The organism is Caballeronia sp. NK8 (assembly GCF_018408855.1).
GTDB lineage: Bacteria > Pseudomonadota > Gammaproteobacteria > Burkholderiales > Burkholderiaceae > Caballeronia.
This window is the reverse complement of sequence record NZ_AP024325.1, coordinates 1,306,877-1,326,299: the sequence shown is the minus strand read 5'-3', so window position 1 is coordinate 1,326,299 and position 19,423 is coordinate 1,306,877. Positions and strand designations below refer to the sequence as shown.

At 63.0% G+C, this 19,423-nt stretch carries 20 protein-coding genes; 13 read left to right on the top strand and 7 right to left on the bottom strand.

All coding sequences use genetic code 11. From position 1 onward, the window contains the following. Entirely contained in the window at positions 1-1,653 is a 1,653-nt protein-coding gene (locus tag NK8_RS31370) for a D-alanyl-D-alanine carboxypeptidase/D-alanyl-D-alanine-endopeptidase (RefSeq protein WP_213232106.1), read from the bottom strand. A 305-nt stretch (positions 1,654-1,958) separates the two neighbouring features. Here NK8_RS31370 and NK8_RS31365 point away from each other — a divergent pair, with 305 nt between their 5' ends. Together NK8_RS31365 and NK8_RS31360 are read left to right on the top strand one after the other, a co-directional pair. Further along, the gene (locus NK8_RS31365; RefSeq protein ID WP_213232104.1) at positions 1,959-2,393 is read left to right on the top strand and encodes a hypothetical protein; all 435 of its coding nucleotides are present in this window, start codon (positions 1,959-1,961) and stop codon (positions 2,391-2,393) included. Positions 2,394-2,580: 187 nt separating this feature from the next. Further along, a complete protein-coding gene (locus NK8_RS31360; protein ID WP_162070526.1) occupies positions 2,581-3,477 on the top strand; it encodes a fructose bisphosphate aldolase in 897 nt (298 codons plus the stop codon). A 10-nt stretch (positions 3,478-3,487) separates the two neighbouring features. On the opposite strand, the gene NK8_RS31355 is transcribed toward NK8_RS31360, so the two are convergent. Beyond that, entirely contained in the window at positions 3,488-4,729 is a 1,242-nt protein-coding gene (locus NK8_RS31355) for an NAD(P)/FAD-dependent oxidoreductase (protein ID WP_213232102.1), read from the bottom strand. A 257-nt stretch (positions 4,730-4,986) separates the two neighbouring features. On the opposite strand from NK8_RS31355, the gene NK8_RS31350 reads away from it, so the two are divergent. Beyond that, on the top strand, positions 4,987-5,304 hold the full coding sequence (locus NK8_RS31350) for a DUF4148 domain-containing protein (RefSeq protein WP_213233263.1): 318 nt from the start codon (positions 4,987-4,989) through the stop codon (positions 5,302-5,304). 70 nt (positions 5,305-5,374) lie between these two features. Here NK8_RS31350 and NK8_RS31345 read toward each other — a convergent pair whose 3' ends face one another. Further along, entirely contained in the window at positions 5,375-6,316 is a 942-nt protein-coding gene (locus NK8_RS31345; RefSeq protein WP_213232100.1) for a LysR family transcriptional regulator, read from the bottom strand. Between the two features lie 112 nt (positions 6,317-6,428). On the opposite strand from NK8_RS31345, the gene NK8_RS31340 reads away from it, so the two are divergent. From NK8_RS31340 to NK8_RS31305, 8 genes are all read left to right on the top strand, one after another. Further along, the gene (locus NK8_RS31340; RefSeq protein WP_213232098.1) at positions 6,429-7,940 is read left to right on the top strand and encodes a CoA-acylating methylmalonate-semialdehyde dehydrogenase; all 1,512 of its coding nucleotides are present in this window, start codon (positions 6,429-6,431) and stop codon (positions 7,938-7,940) included. 181 nt (positions 7,941-8,121) lie between these two features. Then, positions 8,122-9,036: a LysR family transcriptional regulator gene (locus tag NK8_RS31335; protein WP_213232096.1), complete on the top strand. Its 915-nt coding sequence runs from the start codon at positions 8,122-8,124 to the stop codon at positions 9,034-9,036. A gap of 29 nt (positions 9,037-9,065) precedes the next feature. Next, on the top strand, positions 9,066-10,157 hold the full coding sequence (locus tag NK8_RS31330) for a nitronate monooxygenase family protein (RefSeq protein WP_213232094.1): 1,092 nt from the start codon (positions 9,066-9,068) through the stop codon (positions 10,155-10,157). 118 nt (positions 10,158-10,275) lie between these two features. Continuing rightward, positions 10,276-11,208 (top strand): TauD/TfdA family dioxygenase, encoded by a 933-nt coding sequence (locus NK8_RS31325; protein WP_162070533.1) that lies wholly within the window; start codon positions 10,276-10,278, stop codon positions 11,206-11,208. After that, on the top strand, positions 11,205-12,290 hold the full coding sequence (locus NK8_RS31320; RefSeq protein WP_213232093.1) for an ABC transporter substrate-binding protein: 1,086 nt from the start codon (positions 11,205-11,207) through the stop codon (positions 12,288-12,290). Before NK8_RS31325 ends, NK8_RS31320 begins: the two co-directional genes overlap by 4 nt. Next, entirely contained in the window at positions 12,291-13,115 is an 825-nt protein-coding gene (locus tag NK8_RS31315) for an ABC transporter permease (protein ID WP_213232091.1), read from the top strand. It begins immediately after the preceding gene. Positions 13,116-13,124: 9 nt separating this feature from the next. After that, positions 13,125-13,907 carry an ABC transporter permease gene (locus NK8_RS31310; RefSeq protein ID WP_213232090.1) on the top strand — a complete coding sequence of 261 codons (783 nt, stop codon included), beginning with the start codon at positions 13,125-13,127 and terminating at the stop codon, positions 13,905-13,907. A gap of 14 nt (positions 13,908-13,921) precedes the next feature. Then, the gene (locus tag NK8_RS31305) at positions 13,922-14,692 is read left to right on the top strand and encodes an ABC transporter ATP-binding protein (RefSeq protein WP_213232088.1); all 771 of its coding nucleotides are present in this window, start codon (positions 13,922-13,924) and stop codon (positions 14,690-14,692) included. A 31-nt stretch (positions 14,693-14,723) separates the two neighbouring features. Here NK8_RS31305 and NK8_RS31300 read toward each other — a convergent pair whose 3' ends face one another. From NK8_RS31300 to NK8_RS31285, 4 genes are all read right to left on the bottom strand, one after another. Continuing rightward, positions 14,724-15,041 (bottom strand): hypothetical protein, encoded by a 318-nt coding sequence (locus NK8_RS31300; RefSeq protein WP_213232086.1) that lies wholly within the window; start codon positions 15,039-15,041, stop codon positions 14,724-14,726. A 41-nt stretch (positions 15,042-15,082) separates the two neighbouring features. Further along, on the bottom strand, positions 15,083-15,391 hold the full coding sequence (locus tag NK8_RS31295) for a hypothetical protein (protein WP_213232084.1): 309 nt from the start codon (positions 15,389-15,391) through the stop codon (positions 15,083-15,085). Then, positions 15,388-15,870 (bottom strand): DUF2778 domain-containing protein, encoded by a 483-nt coding sequence (locus tag NK8_RS31290; protein WP_213232082.1) that lies wholly within the window; start codon positions 15,868-15,870, stop codon positions 15,388-15,390. The genes NK8_RS31295 and NK8_RS31290 overlap by 4 nt, the downstream gene beginning before the upstream one ends. 192 nt (positions 15,871-16,062) lie before the next feature. Continuing rightward, the gene (locus tag NK8_RS31285; RefSeq protein WP_213233262.1) at positions 16,063-16,437 is read right to left on the bottom strand and encodes an ester cyclase; all 375 of its coding nucleotides are present in this window, start codon (positions 16,435-16,437) and stop codon (positions 16,063-16,065) included. Between the two features lie 310 nt (positions 16,438-16,747). Between NK8_RS31285 and NK8_RS31280 the strand changes: the two genes are divergently transcribed. Both NK8_RS31280 and NK8_RS31275 read left to right on the top strand, forming a co-directional pair. After that, entirely contained in the window at positions 16,748-18,040 is a 1,293-nt protein-coding gene (locus NK8_RS31280; protein WP_213232080.1) for a gallate dioxygenase, read from the top strand. A gap of 25 nt (positions 18,041-18,065) precedes the next feature. Continuing rightward, positions 18,066-19,415 (top strand): aromatic acid/H+ symport family MFS transporter, encoded by a 1,350-nt coding sequence (locus NK8_RS31275; RefSeq protein WP_213232078.1) that lies wholly within the window; start codon positions 18,066-18,068, stop codon positions 19,413-19,415. Positions 19,416-19,423 lie beyond the last annotated feature (8 nt).

Below are 19,423 nucleotides of genomic sequence, written 5' to 3'. Positions count from 1 at the left end.
TTACTGCAGCTTCCAGATGTTCGCCGCGATCGTGCCTTGGTCGTTGAAGACGTTGAGGATGTCGGGGACGTCGGTGATCGGCACGTTGTTCACCATCAGCGCGAACGCGAGCCTGCGGCCGCTCTTCGCGTCGATATAGCCCGCGAGCGCCTGTCCCTTGAGCGTCGTCTGTACCTGGCCGTTCGGGAGATCGGTGCCGATCGCATACGTGCCCGTCTTCGCGTAGACCTTGCCTTTCGCGCCCGCGAGCGTCGGATCGCTTTCGAAGGCGGTCGTGCTCGCGAGCGAGCCGTCGACGCCGAGGAACGGCATCGAATCGACGTATGCCGGGAAGGCCGGGCGGCCGTTCATCGCGCGCAGCATCGCGATGACCGCGACCGGCGTGGCCGTGGTCTCGCCGCCGCCGCTGCCGTCGATGAAGTGCGTCTGGTTCATCGGCACATTGAACGGTGCGCTCGAGAGCGTCGCGTTTTCGGCGGCGAGCGCCGCGTCGAGCGTGGTCGAGCCGTTGTTCGCGACGCCGAACAGCATCAGGCCCGTGTCCGCGCCGATGTTGTAGCTGACCTTCAGAATCCACTTCGTATATTCACTGTACGGCTGCGACGTGAGCTGCGCGACGCGCGTGTCCGCTGCGTATGAGTTCTTCGCGGGCAGCAGTTGCACCGGATTGTTCTCCACCGCCGTCGCGGTGACGGTCACGCCCGCGCGCGCGAGCGCCTCGATGAGCACCGTGCGCGCGTAGTTCGAGGGCTGCGTGATGCGAAACGTGCGGATCACCGGGAAGCTCGGGACGATCGGCGGCACGTAATCGGCCGGAATCGTGCCGCCCAGCACGCCGCCACACGGCAGCGTGCCGAAACAGGTCGGGTCCGTCGGCGTGACGGTGATGTTCGCGCTGCTGCCCGCGGCGCCCGTCATCAGCGTGGACTGCACCGTGAACGCCGATGATTTCGGCCGGTAATCCACCGGCGCCGCCGAGCCCGCGCTGCCTTGTCCAATGATCGTATCGACGAGATCGTCGTTGACGAAGATCGGCCGCAGATCGAATTCGTCGCGGAAGTCGAAGGGCTCGAAAAGGCGATCGTCGATCACGACTTCGCCGTTGATCTTCTTGATGCCCGCCGCCGCCACCTGCGCCGCGAGCGAAGCATAGCCCGCGAGCGGATCGGGCGTGGTGATCTGCGCGTTGCCCAGACTGTTCGCTTCGTTGTGGTCGAAATTGGTCCAGGCGAGCGTGCCGTCGGGATTGGTGCGGCCGCCCATCGCAAGGTCGCCGCTCGCGACGAGCACGAGGTTGCCGTTGAGCGTGCCCGTCGCATCGACGGTGCCGAGGCGATACACCGGCGTCTGGAACTGATGCTGTGCGCCGTATTGATCGAGCGCTGCGCCGAGCGAGAACACCTTGCGCACCGAGGCGACATACACCTGCGCGTTCGAGTTCATGTCGTAGATGACATCGCCCGAATTCAGGTCGACGACGCGTAAGGCCCATGTCGAGCCCTGATACATCGGCTTTTTCATCACCTGGGTGATGGCGTCGGGGACGGAGGTGTCGTTCGAATCCGAGCCGCCGCAAGCCGCGATGAATGCGGCGAGCGCGCACGACAGCGCGAGAGCGGCAACGCGTGCCGGACTTCCTGAAAGCGGGTTCATGACGCGGCTCCGATAAAGGCACATCGCGCTCCACATGGAGCGAACATCCAATACGTCGGGACAGCTTCACAGCGCAGACAGGAGATGTCGGCGGCCGGCCACCATTTTCGAATGGTCGGGTGAGTGAATTAAATACCTTGGGCGAGCCGTGTCAAGCAAGGACTATCGCGAATCCGGCGCTTCAGGCAAGCGCTTTTTGTACGATTTCTGATGCGCTTTTCCTCTGCTTGTTGTGGCGCGACAACGGCAAAACGTTTGGCGCGGGCTAACATCTTCGGCACCTCATCGCGAAGCAGAGGACATCTGTGAGCACGGGCCACGACGATCTCGACGCATGGAAGCGCCAGCGCACTCTTGAACTGGCGTTCGAACTGGCCGATAGCGGCCGCTATGAGGATTTCACCGACATCGCCTACGCGCTGCAATTCGAGCGCGGCCTGGCGACCGCGCAGGCGCTCATCGACGACCCGGACATGCGCCGCGTGCTCAACCGGCGTTGCGGCGACGCGCGCGAGAAGCTCGCGCCTGTGCAGGAAATCGAAGTCGTCGAACCGGTCGTCGAACCGGTCGTCGAACCGGTCGTCGAACCGGTCGTCGAACCGGTCGTGGAAATTTCGAACGATCATGCGGAACTGCTGCCAGCCGCCGATTTCGAACGCGCGCCATCCTTGATTCGCCGCGCCTTTGGCTTCGTCTGGCGATCCGGCAGCGCGGGCGGCTTCAACTCCGCCGCCTCCTGAGCGTATTTATCGCAGGCCGTGCGCCAACGCACGATCGAAGCGCATTCGCGCCTCTCACGCGCACGAATGGCGGATTTCCACGTCTTGAGCGATCGCCAAAACCATTACACTTGTGGAAGCTGAACCATAAGCCCGGACCGCGCACGTAAAAAAGGTCCGGTGTTTGAACTTCGAGGAGGAAATGTTCGTGGCTAACGAAAAGATGCTCACGCAAATGGCTGAGAAGGATGGTTTCATCGCCGCGCTGGATCAAAGCGGCGGTTCGACACCCGGAGCGCTGCGGCAATACGGCATTGCGGACGATGCCTACAGCGGCGACGCGGAAATGTTCAAGCTGATGCACGAGATGCGCGTACGCATCATGACCGCGCCTTCGTTCACCGGCAAGAAGGTGATCGGCGCAATTCTGTTCGAGCGCACGATGGACGGTGAAGCGGAAGGCAAGCCCGTTCCCACGTTTCTGTGGGAAGACCGCGGCGTCGTGCCGTTCCTGAAGGTCGACAAGGGCCTCGAAGCCGAAGCCGACGGCGTGCAGGTCATGAAGCCGATTCCCGGCCTCGACGATCTGCTCGCGCGGGCCGTGAAGCTCGGCGTGTTCGGCACGAAGATGCGCTCGGTGATCCATCACGCGGACGAGAAGGGCATCGCCGCAGTGGCGAAGCAGCAATTCGAAGTGGGCGCGCAGATCATCAAGCATGGTCTCGTGCCGATTCTCGAACCCGAAGTCTCGATCAAGAGCCCGGACAAGAAGGGCGCGGAAAAGATCCTGCGCGACGAACTGCTCAAGGGCCTCGACGCGCTGCCGGAATCGAGCAAGGTGATGATCAAGCTGACCATCCCCGATGAAGCGGATTTCTATCGCCCGCTGATCGAGCATCCGCGTGTCGTGCGTGTCGTCGCGCTGTCGGGCGGCTATACGCGCACCGACGCATGCAAGAAGCTCGAACAGAACCACGGCATGATCGCGAGCTTCTCGCGCGCGCTCATCAACGAGCTGAAGAAGTCGATGAGCGACAGCGAGTTCGACAAGACGCTCGAAGTGTCGATCGACGAGATCTACAACGCGTCCGTGAAGAAAGCCTGACGCTTCAGCGCTATTCAGCGCGTTCCTCGCGTTCGGTTGGCGGCGGCGTCTGCACGACGGGCGCCGCCGCCCGAAGGATATCCTCGCGCAGGCCGCTTTTCGGCGGATAGATGCGCTCGCCGTTGATCGTGCGCTTGGTCGCCTTCGCCGTCTCGCCTTCGGAGACGAGCTTCCTGTCCCATCCCTCCGTGTACACCGCACCCCACGGCCCGAGATCGCAGATGGTCGTGTACCAGTCGATCGACAGCGGCAGCATCTCCAGCCCGAAGAGATCGCAGACGGCGTTGTTGCCCGCGTAACGTCCCATCGGCCGGCCATGCTGGCACGACATCACCGATGGCCGCGTGCCGTCGATCAGAACGCGCGCGCAATCGCCCGCCGCGAAAACGCCCGGCACCCCTTCCGCACGCAGGAACGCATCGACCGGCACGCGTCCGAGCGGATCGAGCGCGACGGGCAGTTGCGCCGCCAGCGCGTTCGCATGCATGCCGCCGCACCAGACGACCGTCGCGGCCTCGATGCGCTCGCTCGCGGCGCCGTCGTTAAGCGTCACGCTCTGGCCATCGAGCGAGGCCAGCGACACACCGGAGCGCGCCTCGACATCGAGCGTCTTCAACGCGCCTTCGATGACGGGCTGCGCGCCGCCCATCGATTGCGCGATCTTCGCCGAGCGATCCGCGAGCACGACGCGCACCTTGTCGCGATCGCACTCCGCGACGATCTCGCGCAAACGCGCGGGCAGTTCCGCCGCCAGCTCGATGCCGGTCAAGCCCGCGCCGACCACGACCGCCGTATATCGGCCGGGCGTATCGGGCAGTGCGGGCAGCGTGAGCAGATGCGCCTGCAGCTTGCACGCGCCCGCGTAGGTATCCACATCGAACGAAAAGCGATCGAGGCCCGGAATCGGCGGCCGCACGAGCACGCTGCCTGCGGCGAGAATCAGCCGGTCGTAGTCCAGCGATTCGGATGCGCCATCGCGCTCGATCTTCACGCGGCGATTCGCGCTGTCGATCTCGGTTGCTTTGGCCTGAATCAGCCGCACGCCCGCCGGCCCGAGCACGGTGTCGAGCTGCACGAGCGTTGGGTCGAGCGGCTGCTCGTAATTTCGCACCCGCACGCTGTGAAACGGCGCTGGATTGACGATGGCGACTTCGGCTTCATCCGTGCGATGCAGTTCGTCGAGCTTGCGCGCCGCCGACAGCGCGCTCCACAGACCGGCGAAGCCAGCGCCGATCACCAGGATTCGGTTCAAGGTCATTCCCCTGAATAAACGATCGTTCGTGCTATCGAAGTAATGCGCCAGTACTGCTGCTTTTCTTTATAGGCGATTAACACGGCATTGGCGCACCGCCGTTCGTGCCGGGATTAGTACGAATTTCGCCAAAAGTGATTTCGTTCTTTAAGTATTTACCCTAGGGCGTGCGATCCCTAAACTCTCTTCAACGGTCGCAAACGAGCAAACACAGCAACGTGAGCGGCAACCTAATAACTTATGTACGGAGGTCAATCATGAACAAGTTCATCGGTATTGCAGCGGTCGCTCTGGCTTTTGCCGCTCCGGTCGCATCGTTCGCGCAATCGAATCAGCCTTTGACCCGCGCTGAAGTTCGCCAACAGATCGTTCAACTCGAAAAGGCCGGCTATAACCCGGGCGTGATCAGCGATTCGAAGTATCCCGCTGACATTCAAGCCGCTGAAGCACGTATCGCAGCGCAAAACGGCACGGCGCAAAGCGCGTTCGGTGGCGTGACGGATGGCTCTGCGCAATCAGGCGCTCGCGTCAATGCGGTTCAAAGCGACGTGTTCCCGACGTTCGCGCATCATTAAGCATCAAGGGGTCTAACGAAACGCGCCCGTGTAACAGCGGGCGCGTTTTGTCGTTTACACAACTTCGAATCTAAAGCGGAAATCCGCCCGCGAACGCCTCACGCAAATATCCGATGAAAAGCGCGACCGCGCGCGGCACATGCGGCGCATAAGGCCGCACGACGAACAACTGATCTGCGAACGCGCCGACCGGACGCCAGTCCGGCAACAGCACGACGAGCTTTCCCGCCTGCACCGCTGCCTGCGCGGTGAAATCCGGCAATAGCGCAATGCCGAGATCGTCGAGCGCGGCATCGCGCAACACCTCGCTATTGTTCGCCGCAAAAGGCCCGTTCACGGCCAGCGTATAAGGCCCGGTCGAACTCTTGCGCCCGCCTTTTCTCTCGAACGACCAGATGCTCGACGCCTGCGGACGGGGATAGACGAGGCAGTCGTGGGTGGCGAGATCGGTCGGGGTCGCGGGCGTGCCGCGCCGCTTCAAATACGCGCGCGTCGCGACGATCACCGAATGCGTATCGCACAGCTTCCACGCGACATGCGTATCCGGCACCTGCGCGCTGTGCCGCACCGCGAGATCGAAGCCTTCGGTCGCAATCGAACTCAGGCGGTCCGATGCCTCCAGTTGCACCCGCACATCCGGATGGGCGTGCAGAAATCCCGCCATGCGCGGCACCATTTGTTGCCGCGAAAACGCCATCGGCGAGGTCACGCGGATCAGGCCGCGCGCGACGCCCGCCATTTCCTTCACGCTCAGAAAGCTCGACGCGATGCGCTCGTACTGCTCGCGCGTATCGTCGACGAGCCTGCGCCCCGCTTCCGTGAAGCGCACGCTGCGTGTCGTGCGCGTGACGAGCGGCACGCCCGCCGCGCGCTCCAGCTCCGCGATACGCTGGCTCATCGCGGCCTTCGACACGTTCAGGCGCGCGGCCGCCGCCGTATAGCTGCCCTGTTCCGCGAGCACGGTGAGCCAGTGCAAATGCGTCCAGAGACCTTCGATCTTTTGCTCGTCCATCAGCGGATTGTTTGCCGATATAAACAATGAGTTCAATCATAGCGTCTTTGCACGGGGCGCAACGCTTCCTACACTGTGTCCATCGCCAAACCAATTCCTTCGAGGAGACGAGATGCAAGCGTTCAACGATACCGCCGACGTGGTCCATTACATTCACGGCGAGCGCACACATGGCTCGGCCACGCGCACGCAGCCGGTGTTCAATCCCGCCACGGGCGAGCGTCCGCGCAAGCTCGTGCTGGGCGAAGCCGCCGATGTCGACGCAGCCGTTGCGAGCGCGAAAGCCGCGTTCCCGGCGTGGCGCGACATGCCGCCGATCCGCCGCGCGCGCGTCATGCTCAAGTTTCTCGAACTGATGAACAAGCATCGCGACGAACTCGCCGCGATCATCACGGCGGAACACGGCAAGGTGTTTTCGGACGCGCAGGGCGAAGTGTCACGCGGCATCGACGTGATCGAATTCGCGTGCGGCATTCCGCAACTGCTGAAGGGCGATTACACCGAGCAGGTCTCGACCGGCATCGACAACTGGACGATGCGCCAGCCGCTCGGCGTCGTCGCGGGCATCACGCCGTTCAACTTCCCGTGCATGGTGCCGTGCTGGATGTTCCCCGTCGCGATCGCGGCGGGCAACGCGTTCATCCTGAAGCCGAGCGAGCGCGATCCCTCCGCGTCGCTGTTCATGGCCGATCTGCTCAAGCAGGCCGGTCTGCCGGACGGCATCTTCAACGTCGTGCAGGGCGACAAGGTCGTCGTCGATGCATTGCTCACGCATCCGCAAGTCAGGGCAATCAGCTTCGTCGGCTCGACGCCGATCGCGAACTACATCTACGAAACCGGCGCGAAGCACGGCAAGCGCGTGCAGGCGCTCGGCGGCGCGAAGAATCACATGGTCGTGATGCCCGATGCGGATATCGATCAGGCCGTCGATGCATTGATCGGCGCGGGTTACGGCTCGGCGGGCGAGCGCTGCATGGCGATCTCGGTCGCGGTGCTGGTGGGCGATGTCGCCGACAAGATCGTGCCGCGTCTTGCCGAGCGCGCGAAGCAGCTCAAGATCAGCAACGGCATGGAAGCCGACGCGGAAATGGGCCCGATCGTCACGCGCGCCGCGCTGGAGCGCATTGAAGGCTACATCGCGATGGGCGTCGACGAAGGCGCGACGCTCGTCGTCGATGGCCGCGGCTACAAGGTGCCGGGCCATGAAGACGGCTTCTTCACGGGCGGCACGCTGTTCGATCACGTCACGCCGGACATGCGTATCTACAAGGAAGAGATCTTCGGTCCGGTGCTCGCGTGCGTGCGCGCGAAGGACTTCAGCGAAGCGGTGGAACTCGTCAACGAACATGAGTTCGGCAACGGCGTCGCCTGCTATACGCGCGATGGCCATATCGCGCGCGAGTTCGGCCGACGTATCGAAGTGGGCATGGTCGGCATCAATGTGCCGATTCCGGTGCCGATGGCATGGCACGGTTTCGGCGGCTGGAAGCGCAGCCTGTTCGGCGACATGCACGCGTATGGCGAGGAAGGCGTGCGCTTCTACACGAAGCAGAAGTCGATCATGCAGCGCTGGCCCGAGAGCACGGAGAAGGGCGCCGAATTCGCGATGCCCACCGCGAAGTAAGGTCTCGATGAACGCATGAATATCGCCCGCTTTTTCCCGTGTGGAACAAGCGGGCGATTGTGTTTCGGGGCTGGCACGATCGATCTGTTCCCGCACGTAACAACTCAAGTGAAATCGCGTCGGTTGACCGTGCGCGCGCAAGCAGGGAAGATGCACCGACAACGACGCGAAGCCATCTGACATGCAGCGGCAATTCGACGATCTCCTTCTCGGCAGCATCGAGCTCTTTTGCCTCGCGGCGGAACTCGGCAGCTTCACGCTGGCGGCGACGGCGGCGAGCGTGACGCCCGCGGCGGTGAGCCGCTCCGTCGCGCGGCTCGAAAAACGCCTGGACGTGCGGCTCTTCGTACGCACCACGCGCCAGATTCGACTGACCGATGCGGGCCGCCGCTACTTCGAGCAATGCCGTGACGCGCTCAATCGTCTCGCGGAAGCGGAACGCGAAGCGACGGGACAGCAGACCAGCCCGAAAGGCGCGCTGCGCATCAGCATGCCGACGCCTTACGGCCACTATCGCGTACTGCCGCTGCTCGCGGAGTTTCGCAAGCGCTATCCCGACGTGACCGTCGAAGCGCATCTGAGCAACCGCAACATCGATTTCGCCGATGAAGGCTTCGACCTCGCGATACGCGGACGCGCGCCGCGCGATTCCGGTCTGATCGCGCGCAAGCTGGAAGATGCGGAACTGGTCGTGGTGGCGTCGCCTGCTTATCTGAAGCGCGCGGGCACGCCGAAGACTATCGAGGATCTGCTCGCTCACGAATGCATCCAGTTCGAGATGCCGAGCACCGGACGCCCGGTACCGTGGCTCTTCATGCAGAACGGCGAGCCGCTGGAAATCACGACGCAAAGCGGCTACGGCACGTCCGGCGATGCGCTCGCGGGCATTCCTCTCGCGCGCGGCGGCGCGGGCCTCTTTCAGATCTACCGCTTCACCGTAGAGGACGATTTGCGCGCGGGCACGCTCACCGAAGTGCTGCGCGAATTTGGTGGATGCAGCAGGCCGTTCATTCTGCTGTATCCGCATGGCAGGCATCTGTCGTCGCGCGTGCGGGCTTTCGTGGACTTCATCGTCGAGAAGCTCGTCACGCGCTGAATCATGCAAAGTCTGGAGGACGCATATCCATGAGCAAGAACGCATTGACATCGCTGCTCGGCATCGACACGCCGATCATTCAGGCGCCGATGGCCGGCGTAAGCACGCCCGCGCTCGCGGCGGCCGTATCGAATGCGGGCGGCCTCGGCTCGCTCGGCGTCGGCGCGATGAACGCGCAAGGCGCACGCAAGGTGATCCGTGAAACGCGCGAACTCACCGGCAAGCCGTTCAACATCAACGTCTTCTGTCATGCGCCGGCCACGGCCGATGCCGCCGTCGAAAGAGCATGGACCGAGTGGCTCGCGCCCGTGTTCGCGCGATACGACGCGACGCCGCCTTCGACGCTGAGCGAGATCTATACGAGCTTCGTCGTCGATGAAGCGATGCTGGAGGTGTTCGTCGAAGAAAAGCCGGCTATCGTGAGCTTTCATTTCGGCCTGCCGTCGAAGGAATATATCGATGCGTTGCGCGGCGCGGGCATCAAACTGATCGCCTCCGCAACCAATCTGCGCGAGGCCGAACAGCTCGTGGCGGCGGGCGTGGATGCGATCGTCGCGCAGGGCATCGAAGCGGGCGGGCATCGCGGCAACTTCGATCCGCAAGCCGACGACGACAACCTCGGCGTCTTCGCGCTCACGCGACTTCTCGCCAGCAGGTTCGATGTGCCCGTGATCGCGGCAGGCGGCATCATGGATGGCGCGGGCATCGCGGCTGCGCTCGCTTTGGGCGCGCAGGCGGCGCAACTCGGCACCGCGTTCGTGCCCTGCACGGAGACATCGATCGATGAAGGGTATCGTCGCGCAATCCTGAGCGATGCGGCGAACCGCACGACCTTCACGGCCGCCATCTCCGGGCGCCGTGCGCGCGGCCTCGTCAACAAGTTCACCGAACTGGGGCGCGGCGCCGAAGCACCTGCGATTCCCGCGTATCCCGTCACCTACGATGCAGGCAAGTCGCTGCATGCGGCGGCCAAGGCGAAAGGCGAATTCGGTTACGGCGCGCAATGGGCGGGACAGGCCGCCGCGCTCGTGCGCGAGTTGCCCGCAGCCGAGCTGATGACGCGCCTGCAAGCGGAACTCCGGGAAAGTATCGCGGGCCTGCAGCAATATGCATCGCGCTGATCGATGTAAAGCTTAGTCGAAACACTTCGTTGGTCGAACGTCCTGTCGATGCTTCAATGTTTCCGTCGCATTCCATGCGGCCTGCATCCGACAAACGCATAACCAACGGAGTTTTTCGATGGCCGATATCCCCACGCTCGCCGCCGGGTCCACGCTCGCTCCCGCTGCGTCGAATGAACCGTTTCAGGTGCGCGCGATAGGCGGGCGCATCGGCGCGGAAGTACGCGGCGTGACGCTTTCCGCCGATCTCGACGACAACGCCATCGCCGCGCTCAACCAGGCGCTGCTCGATCACAAAGTGCTGTTCTTTCGCGGCCAGTCGCATCTCGACGACGCTGCGCAGGAAGCGTTCGCCGCGCGCTTCGGCGAGACCGTCGCGCATCCGACCGTGCCTTCGCTTGCGGGCAGCAGCCGCCTGCTCGAACTCGATTCGAAGCACGGCACGCGCGCGAACTCATGGCATACCGATGTCACCTTCGTCGATGCCTACCCGAAGATTTCGATTCTGCGCGGCGTGGTGATTCCGCCAGCGGGCGGCGACACCGTATGGGCCAACACGGCCGCCGCCTACGCGAACCTGCCGGACGCCCTGCGCGAACTCGCCGACAAGCTGTGGGCGCTGCATTCGAACGCCTACGACTACGCCGCGACGCGCAACGCGCCCGATTCGGAATCCGAGCGCGAATATCGCAAGCAGTTCACTTCGACGCTGTATGAAACGGAGCATCCGGTCGTGCGCGTGCATCCGGAGACGGGCGAACGCACGCTGGTCCTCGGCCACTTCGTGCAGCGTTTCATCGGCCTGTCGCAGCGCGACTCGGACCGTCTGATCGAACTCTTCCACGACCACGTCACGCGCCTGGAGAACACCGTGCGCTGGCGCTGGACGCAAGGCGACGTGGCGATCTGGGACAACCGCGCGACGCAGCATTACGCGGTGGCCGATTACGGCGACGCGCATCGCGTCGTGCGCCGCGCGACGGTGCACGGCGATGTGCCCGTGGGTATCGATGGACGCAGGAGCCGCATCGTCAGGCAGGAAACGCGATGACACTACGATTCAGGCTCCTCATCGGCGCGGCGACGTTGTTCGCGGCGCTCATCGGTCCCGCGCATGCCGCCGATCCGGCCGTGGTGCGTATCGGCGTGGCGCAGCAGGGCAGCGGCGATCCGCCCACGTTCGGCGGGTCGCCTGCCGCGACCGCGCAGTTGCAGCATCGCGTCGAGGATGCATTGCAGCCCGCGCACGTGAAAGTCGAATGGATCTTTTTCAAGGGCGCGGGGCCGGCGGTGAACGAGGCGCTCGCGAACAAGCAGATCGATTTCGCGTATCAGGGCGATCTGCCTTCCGTGATCGGCCGCGCGAACGGACTGAAGACGCGTCTGCTGCTGGCGTCGAACGTGCGCGCGGGCGTCTATCTCGCGGTGCCGCCCGACTCCGATATCAAGAGCGTCAAGGATCTGAAGGGAAAGCGCGTGGGTCTCTTTCGTGGGACGAATCTGCAACTCGTCGCCGATAACGTGCTGAAGGAAAACGGCCTCACCGAACGCGATCTGCGCGTGATCAACCTCGATACCGCCGCGGCGCAGGCCGCGCTCGCATCGAAGGGCGTCGATGCCGTGTTCCTCGATTACTCGCTCTTCAAGCTGCAACGTCAGGGCCTGGCGAAGATCGTGTACGCATCGCGCGACGGCGGCTTGCAACTCACGCGTCAGGCGCATTTGCTCGTGCTCGATGACTTCGAGCGCGCGCATCCCGATACCGTGCAGACGGTGGTGACCGCTGTCGTTCAGGCGGCGCAATGGTCATCCGATGAAGCGAACCGCAATGCGCTTTTCGCGCTGTGGTCGAAGGCCGGCATTCCGACCGAATCGTGGGCGTCCGAATACGCGAATCAGCCGTTGAAGGATCGCAATTCGCCGCTCATCGATCCGTTCATCGTCGCGCGCTATCAGTCCGTCGCCGATGATGCGCTGCGCTTGAATCTGATCCGTCAGCCTGTGAGCGTGAACGGATGGTTCGAGCCGAAGTATCTGGAGCAGGCGTTGAAGTCGCTCAGCCTCGAAGCGTACTGGCCGCGCTTCGATGCATCCGGCAAGCCGATCGTTCAACGCGTCGCGGAGAATCGATAGATGGCCAACGCCCTGACGCGCGTATTCCTGCCCGCGACTCGTGCGCGCGGGCCGTTGTCGAGTGAAGCATGGCGCACGGTCGGCTGGACCGCGCTGCCGTGGATCGTGCCTATCCTTTGTGGGCTGCTTTGGATACTCGGTTCGCATTACGGATGGATTTCCGCGCAAGTGCTGCCGCCGCCCGCGCTCGTGTTCGAAACGCTCGGCGCACTCGTGAAGAGCGGCGAGTTATGGCTGCATATGTCCGCCAGCATGACGCGCGCCGCGGTCGGGTTCGGCGGCGGCGTGCTGCTCGGCATCCTGCTGGGCGGTCTGCTTGGCTTGTCCCGCACGCTGGAGGCATACGTGCTGCCGAGCTTCAACGCGATCGTGCAGGTGCCCGTGCTCGGCTGGCTGCCGTTTCTGATGATCGTCGTCGGCATCGGCGAGCCGCTGAAGTATCTGCTGATCGGGCATGCCGCGCTCGTTCCGGTCACGCTGTCCACGCTGCAGGGCTTTCGTGGATCGCCGCGCGCGTTGCAGGAAGTGGCGTCGGTGTATCGCTATACGCGCTGGCAGGTCGTCACGCGCGTGACCTTGCCAGCGGCGATTCCCGTCATCGGCACGGGCGTGAGGCTCGCGTTCACGAAGGCCTGGCTCACGCTCGTTGTCGTGGAACTGGTCGCTTCGTCGGAAGGGCTCGGATATCTGATCGTGTATGGCCGTCAGCTCTTTCAGCTCGATCTCGTGCTGGCTTCGGTGCTGATCGTCGGCGCAATCGGCTATGCGGCCGATCGCCTGCTCAACGCGTTCGAGCGCAAGCTGCAGCGCGGCCGGGCCAACTGAGGAGAACGCATGTCGACACTGGATCTGGAAGCGGGCGCCGTCAAGGGATCGTGGCGCGGTCTCGTGCTGCCGCTGGGCGCGCTGGCGGTGTGGTGGTTCGTGTCGCGCGGCGCGCAAGTGGGGCACGGCGTGATGGTGTCGCCCGCGCAGGTCTGGGATACCGCCGTGGCTCAGGTGCGAAGCGGTGCGCTCGTACGTGCGCTGTCCGCATCGCTCGCGCGCGAGTTGACGGGCTTTGCGATCGGCACGACGCTCGGCCTCGCGCTCGGCGCATTGCTCGGCATCTCGAAGCTGGCGAATCGCGCGATCGCGCCGAGCTTCAACACCTTCAAGCAAGTGTCGCTGTTCGCGTGGATTCCGCTGATTTCCGTATGGTTTGGCCTGGGCGATGTCGCGAAGGTCGTGTTCCTGTCGCTCGCCGCGCTCGTGCCCGTGGTCATGCATACGAGCGATGGCATTCGCGCGGTGCCCGCGAACTGGCTCGATGTGGCGCGCGCGTATCGCTATGGCAGGTTGCAGACGCTGGCGCATGTCGTGCTGCCCGCCGCGTTGCCGTCGATTTTCACGGGCGTTTATCTCGCGCTCATTTATTCGTGGCTTGCGACTTTGGGCGCGGAGTATCTGCTGGTCGCGGGCAGCGGGATCGGCAATACGCTCGTCGATGGCAGCGAGCAGTTTCGCATGGATCTCGTCGTGTTCGGCGTGATCGTGGTCGGTTTGACGGGGTGGGCGTTGAATGCTTTCGCGCGCTGCGTGCAGCGGCGCTGGTTCGGTGCAGCGCACGCGGCTTGAGGAGAATCCAGACAATGACGACGGTAATCGAGCAGGGCAGCGGCCTGACGCTGCGGCACGTGAGCAAGCGCTTCAACGACGATGCGGCGCCGGCGGTGCTGGATCGCATCGACCTGTCGATCGCGAGCGGCGAGTTCGTGAGTATCGTCGGGGCGAGCGGTTGCGGCAAGTCGACGTTGCTGCGGCTGATCGCGGGACTCGATGGCGATCATGAAGGCGAGATCGGCTTCGATGGCGAACGCATTGTGACGACGGACCTGTCGCGCGGGATCGTGTTTCAGGATCATCGGCTGTTTCCGTGGCTCGATGTCGAACAGAACGTGGCCGTCGCATTGCGCAATGCGCCGCTCTCGAAGGCGGAGAAAGCGCGTGCGGTGGCGGAGCATGTCGCGCTCGTCGGCTTGGAGGGATATGAGCGGCATTATCCGCATCAGTTGTCGGGCGGGATGGCGCAACGCGTCGCGATTGCGCGCGGGCTTGTGAACCGGCCTCGGTTGCTGCTGCTCGATGAGCCGTTCGGTGCACTCGATGCGTTGACGCGCAGTCGCTTGCAGCTCGAATTGCAGCGGATCTGGGAGCGCGAGCGGATCACGATGGTGCTCGTCACGCATGATGTCGAGGAAGCAGTGCTGCTTTCGGATCGCGTTGTCGTGATGGAGGCGCGGCCGGGGCGGATCGGGGATGTGATCGAGGTGGGATTGGCGAGGCCGCGGAAGGTGGGGGACGTGAAGGTTACACAGTTGCGGGATGAGATTGTGGGGAGGTTTTTTTCGAGTGGTTCGTGACGATGTCGAAAGTCGCGATCCAGGATTCCTGTCAACGCTTCGCGACGCGCGAGTTGTGACGGCGATCAATGAGTCTGACCACAAACTTGTAAAGCGTGACTATGACAATCCCCGTCATGATCCAGCAAGCGATGAGCGAGAACAGCATCGACAACATGCTTATATCGTCGGGATCGCGAAAATCAGCATTGCCTGTGTGGTCGAGCACGAAACGCATTGTGTCGTACATCCATAACGGCATCTGGTAGAAAACGCCGTAAGCAAGAAATCGTGCAAGATGCACGCCCCCGAGGAATATGATCAGCGACAGTGCGACGACGCGTGCCGCGATCAGCAGCTTATGTTTCAACAGAGTTCCAGCGTGCCGTAGGTCAAGAGCGTTGAAGCTTTTTATCGAAGCGCCCGGGCATAACGGTGGACGAGTTGCCGGGAGATTTTATAGAACACGATCAACGCTATCGCGACCGCGATCCAGCATGCGACAAGCGTCGACAAAAGCGCGATCACACTGAGATCGTCGGGTTCGCGGATATCTGCGTTACCCGTGTTATCGAGCACGACGCGGATCGTCTGATGCATCCATTCAGGCATCTCCGTCATGTACCTACAGACGAGAAAATTGGCGAGGCGCGCGCCCGCATAGTGCACGACGAGCAGGAACGTGATCAGGCGAGCCGCGATCAGTAGCTTCTGTTTCATCGAACCTCGACCGTGCCGTAGGCCATGAGCGTCGAACGCGGGACCGCAATGAGCGGTCGGTACTTCCGAATGTGCCGTTGAAGAAGCTCAAATTCCGCGGGATTTACTACCGCGATGCATCCCTCGCTGAGCGCCGATGGACCCTCCGCGTGCAGACGAAACTGGCCACGCCTCACACCCTGAACCATGGTTGTGTCGCCGGTTTCGGGATGCCACAGTGCGAACCACTTACTGCGGTCCGTAGTCAGCCCGAAGTATTCTCCTGCGGCGTCATAAGCCCACCCCATTACACCCCCCGACTGCCGGTCAACGATGTAATACGTGCCCGGCGGAATCGGCCCGACGTTTGGTGTTGCGACCTCAACTGGATTTTCGCGGCCGTGCCCGTGGCCTGAGAACGCTCCGACCGTGCCATACCCCGAGCAATGCAAGGTGGATATAGTCTTTCCATTGAGTGTAAAGAAGCAGCAAATCGGCATGTCATGCCCTCGCTTCTTTACGAATTTTTTGTCGCTTAGCCATTATTCGAATCGCGTAACGATAACAGGCATAAGGTATCGCGCACGAGTCTTTCAATGTATGGCTTTTGGTAAAAGGTAAAACCTGGCTCGATGCCTGCTGGCACCTAATACGAAATTCCAGTTGAGTTCAAGCATCGAAAAAACGCGCACTTAAATCTGCGCCTCGATCGCGGCCTTATCGATCACCGACCAGACGTTGTCGATTTTTCCTTCGCGGAATTTATAGAAAACATTCTCCCAAAAAAGCACTCGTTTTCCATTCACAGGCAAGCCCATGAAAACGCCTTTCGGCGCGCATTCGAAGCGCAATCGGCAGGCGATGCGCGGCGGCTCCGCAATCAACAGTTCAATATCGAAGAAGAGATCCGGAATCTCGCGAAAATCCTTCTTCAGCATTTCGTGATAATCGTCGAGCGTCAGCGGCCGCCCGTTGTAATGCAGCGCATCATGAACGAACGTGCCGAGATTCCCCCAATCCTGCGCGTTCAGACACGCGATGTATCCTCGATAAATATCTGCAAGCATCGGATCCACTCCACGAAAGGATAGCGATCCGCGCATCCTCTCACAGGGCGCGGCCGCTCCCCAAACTCACGCCGCTTGCGTCCTGCTTCACCCGCCATCAGTTTTGTTTATCGGCGCATCGGCAACGCGGTGCTGCAGAACTTCCCCGCCCGCCGCGCCCAGCGGCCTCCCATCCCCTCCGAACCCCATCCACACCGGCAAAGTACTGGTTTACGCGTAATACCCGCGCCACCTCCTTCCTCGCTACCCTTCGGCTTCAGTTTCCCTAAAGCAAGCCCGCTCGGCCACGCATTCTGAAGGAGTAGCGCACATGGCACGGATCATCGGAGGCATCGCCGCCTCGCACACCCCGACCATCGGTTTCGCGTTCGACAAGAACAAACGCGACGATCCCGTCTGGGCGCCGATCTTCGAGAATTTCGCGCCGCTCGCGAACTGGCTCGCGGAAAAGCAGCCCGATGTCATCGTCACGATCTACAACGACCACGTCACGTCGTTCTTTTTCGATCACTATTCCGCGTTCGCACTCGGCGTCGGCCCGGAATGGCGCGTCGCGGACGAAGGCGGCGGCGCGCGCGATCTGCCGCCGATCAAAGGTCATCCGGCGCTCGCCGCGCACATCGGCACATCGCTGATGTCCGACGAATTCGACATGTCGTTCTTCCAGAACAAGGCGCTCGACCACGGCTGCTTCTCGCCGCTTTCGATGCTGTGTCCGCACAAGCCCGAATGGCCCGTCAAGCTCGTGCCGCTGCAAATGGGCGTGCTGCAATTGCCCGTGCCGAGCGCGCGCCGTTTCTACAAGCTCGGCCAGGCGCTGCGCCGCGCGATCGAAAGTTATCCGGAAGACATCAAGGTCGCGATTCTCGCCACAGGCGGTCTCTCGCATCAGGTGCACGGCGAGCGTTCGGGCTTCAACAACACGGAATGGGATGCGCGCTTCCTCGATCTCTTCGAGCGCGATCCCGAGCAACTCGCTGACATGACGCTCGCGGAATTCGCGGCGCTCGGCGGCTACGAAGGCGCCGAAGTGATCATGTGGCTGACGATGCGCGGCGCGCTGTCGTCGAATGTCGTGTGCAAGCATCGCAGCTACTACCTGCCGTCGATGGCCGGCATCGCGACCGCGATCTACGAAGGCGAGGACAGCGAGACGAACCCGGCGATCATCGAGCGTCATCGTCAGAAGATGGCCGTGCAACTGACCGATGTCGAGAACCTCGACGGCACCTATCCGTTCTCGATCGAGACGGCGGTGCGCGCATATCGCATCAACGATTATCTGCATCGCATGGTCGAGCCCGCGCATCGCGAGGCATTCAAACAGGACGAAGAAGCGAGCCTCGAAGCGGCGGGTCTCAGCGAACAGGAGCGCGATCTCATCCGTCGCCGCAACTGGCGCGGCCTGCTTCACTACGGCGTGATCTTCTTCATGCTCGAAAAGCTCGGCGCGGTAACGGGCGTATCCAACCTGCACATCTATGCGGCGATGCGTGGCGAAACGCTCGAAGAATTCCAGAAGACACGCAACGCTCCCGGCGCACTGTATTCGGTGGCAGGCAAGGGCGCCGGCAAGCTCGACTGGGACAAGGCGAAGAACTGAATAAAAGAGGAGACAGGAGACAAACATGGATATCCGTAAAACCATCGACATCAAGGGCTTCATCGACGAACGCCCCATTTCCGCCTACCAGTGGCTGCTCGTCGCGCTGTGCTTCCTCGTCGTGATGGCGGACGGCATGGACGTGGCCATCATGGGCTTCGTTGCGCCTTCGATCATCGCGGACTGGCATATCTCGCGCCCCGCGTTCGGTCTCGTGATGAGCGCGGCACCCATCGGTCTCGTGATCGGCGCATTGTCGGCCGGGCCGGCATCGGATCGCATCGGACGCAGGTGGGTCCTGATTACGTCCGTGTTCCTCTTCGGCGTGTTCACGATCGGGACCGCTTTCACGACATCGCCCGCGAGCATGGCGGTGTTGCGCCTGCTGACCGGCATCGGCCTCGGCGCCGCGATGCCCAACACGACGACGCTGCTCTCCGAGTACGCGCCGCAACGCAAGCGCGCGCTGCTCATCACGATCATGTTCACGGGCTTCAACCTCGGCTCGGCGCTGATCGGCTTCGTCGCGGGCTGGCTGATCCCGGTGCACGGCTGGCGCGCGGTGCTGATCTTCGGCGGCGCGTTGCCGCTCGCGCTGATTCCGCTGCAGATGTGGCTCCTGCCCGAATCGGCGCGTCTGCTCGCGGTGCGCGGCGCGACCTCCGCGCGTATCGGCAAGGTGCTCGGCCGCGTGTGCGGTGCGCGCTTCGACGGCAGCGAAACTTTCGTGTCGAACGAACCGCCGCTGCCGACGAAAAGGCCTATCGGCGTGCTGTTCTCGCAGGGCTACGGCCTGATGACGGGTGCGCTGTGGGTCACGTATTTCATGGGCCTGCTCGTGATCTATCTGCTGACCGGCTGGCTGCCGACGCTCATGAAAGACGCGGGCCTCACGGTCTCCGCAGCGGCGAACATCACCGCGATGTTCCAGATCGGCGGCACGATCGGTGCGATCATCGTCGGCTGGATCATGGACCGTGCGCGCCCGGCGCCCGTCATCAGCGCGGCATATCTCGGCGGCGCGGTGTGCGTGCTCGGGCTGGCGTGGATCGGCGCGTTGTCGTCGTCGCTTGCGGTGCTCGTGTTCGCGGCGGGCTTCTGCATGAGCGGCGCGCAAACCGGCCTCAACGCCTTCGCGCCGGGACGTTATCCGACCGTCGCGCGTGCCACCGGCGTGAGCTGGATGCTCGGCATGGGCCGCTTCGGCAGCATCTTCGGTTCCGCCTTCGGCGGCGCGCTGCTCGGTCTCGGCTGGGAGTTCGGCGCGATCCTCGCGATGCTCGCCGTGCCCGCGACGCTCGCGGCCCTCGCGATTCTCGTGGCGCAGCGCACGCGTGTCGATGAAGCGCACGCACAGACGACGGCAGCACATTAACGAGTACC

Bases quoted from the DNA above. Each gene is read 5' to 3' on its own strand.
- NK8_RS31370 (WP_213232106.1), bottom strand. From the start codon at position 1,653: ATGAACCCGCTTTCAGGAAGTCCGGCACGCGTTGCCGCTCTCGCGCTG.
- NK8_RS31350 (WP_213233263.1), top strand. From the start codon at position 4,987: ATGAACAAGTTCATCGGTATTGCAGCGGTCGCTCTGGCTTTTGCCGCT.
- NK8_RS31345 (WP_213232100.1), bottom strand. From the start codon at position 6,316: ATGGACGAGCAAAAGATCGAAGGTCTCTGGACGCATTTGCACTGGCTC.
- NK8_RS31340 (WP_213232098.1), top strand. From the start codon at position 6,429: ATGCAAGCGTTCAACGATACCGCCGACGTGGTCCATTACATTCACGGC.
- NK8_RS31335 (WP_213232096.1), top strand. From the start codon at position 8,122: ATGCAGCGGCAATTCGACGATCTCCTTCTCGGCAGCATCGAGCTCTTT.
- NK8_RS31330 (WP_213232094.1), top strand. From the start codon at position 9,066: ATGAGCAAGAACGCATTGACATCGCTGCTCGGCATCGACACGCCGATC.
- NK8_RS31325 (WP_162070533.1), top strand. From the start codon at position 10,276: ATGGCCGATATCCCCACGCTCGCCGCCGGGTCCACGCTCGCTCCCGCT.
- NK8_RS31320 (WP_213232093.1), top strand. From the start codon at position 11,205: ATGACACTACGATTCAGGCTCCTCATCGGCGCGGCGACGTTGTTCGCG.
- NK8_RS31315 (WP_213232091.1), top strand. From the start codon at position 12,291: ATGGCCAACGCCCTGACGCGCGTATTCCTGCCCGCGACTCGTGCGCGC.
- NK8_RS31310 (WP_213232090.1), top strand. From the start codon at position 13,125: ATGTCGACACTGGATCTGGAAGCGGGCGCCGTCAAGGGATCGTGGCGC.
- NK8_RS31305 (WP_213232088.1), top strand. From the start codon at position 13,922: ATGACGACGGTAATCGAGCAGGGCAGCGGCCTGACGCTGCGGCACGTG.
- NK8_RS31295 (WP_213232084.1), bottom strand. From the start codon at position 15,391: ATGAAACAGAAGCTACTGATCGCGGCTCGCCTGATCACGTTCCTGCTC.
- NK8_RS31290 (WP_213232082.1), bottom strand. From the start codon at position 15,870: ATGCCGATTTGCTGCTTCTTTACACTCAATGGAAAGACTATATCCACC.
- NK8_RS31285 (WP_213233262.1), bottom strand. From the start codon at position 16,437: ATGCTTGCAGATATTTATCGAGGATACATCGCGTGTCTGAACGCGCAG.
- NK8_RS31280 (WP_213232080.1), top strand. From the start codon at position 16,748: ATGGCACGGATCATCGGAGGCATCGCCGCCTCGCACACCCCGACCATC.
- NK8_RS31275 (WP_213232078.1), top strand. From the start codon at position 18,066: ATGGATATCCGTAAAACCATCGACATCAAGGGCTTCATCGACGAACGC.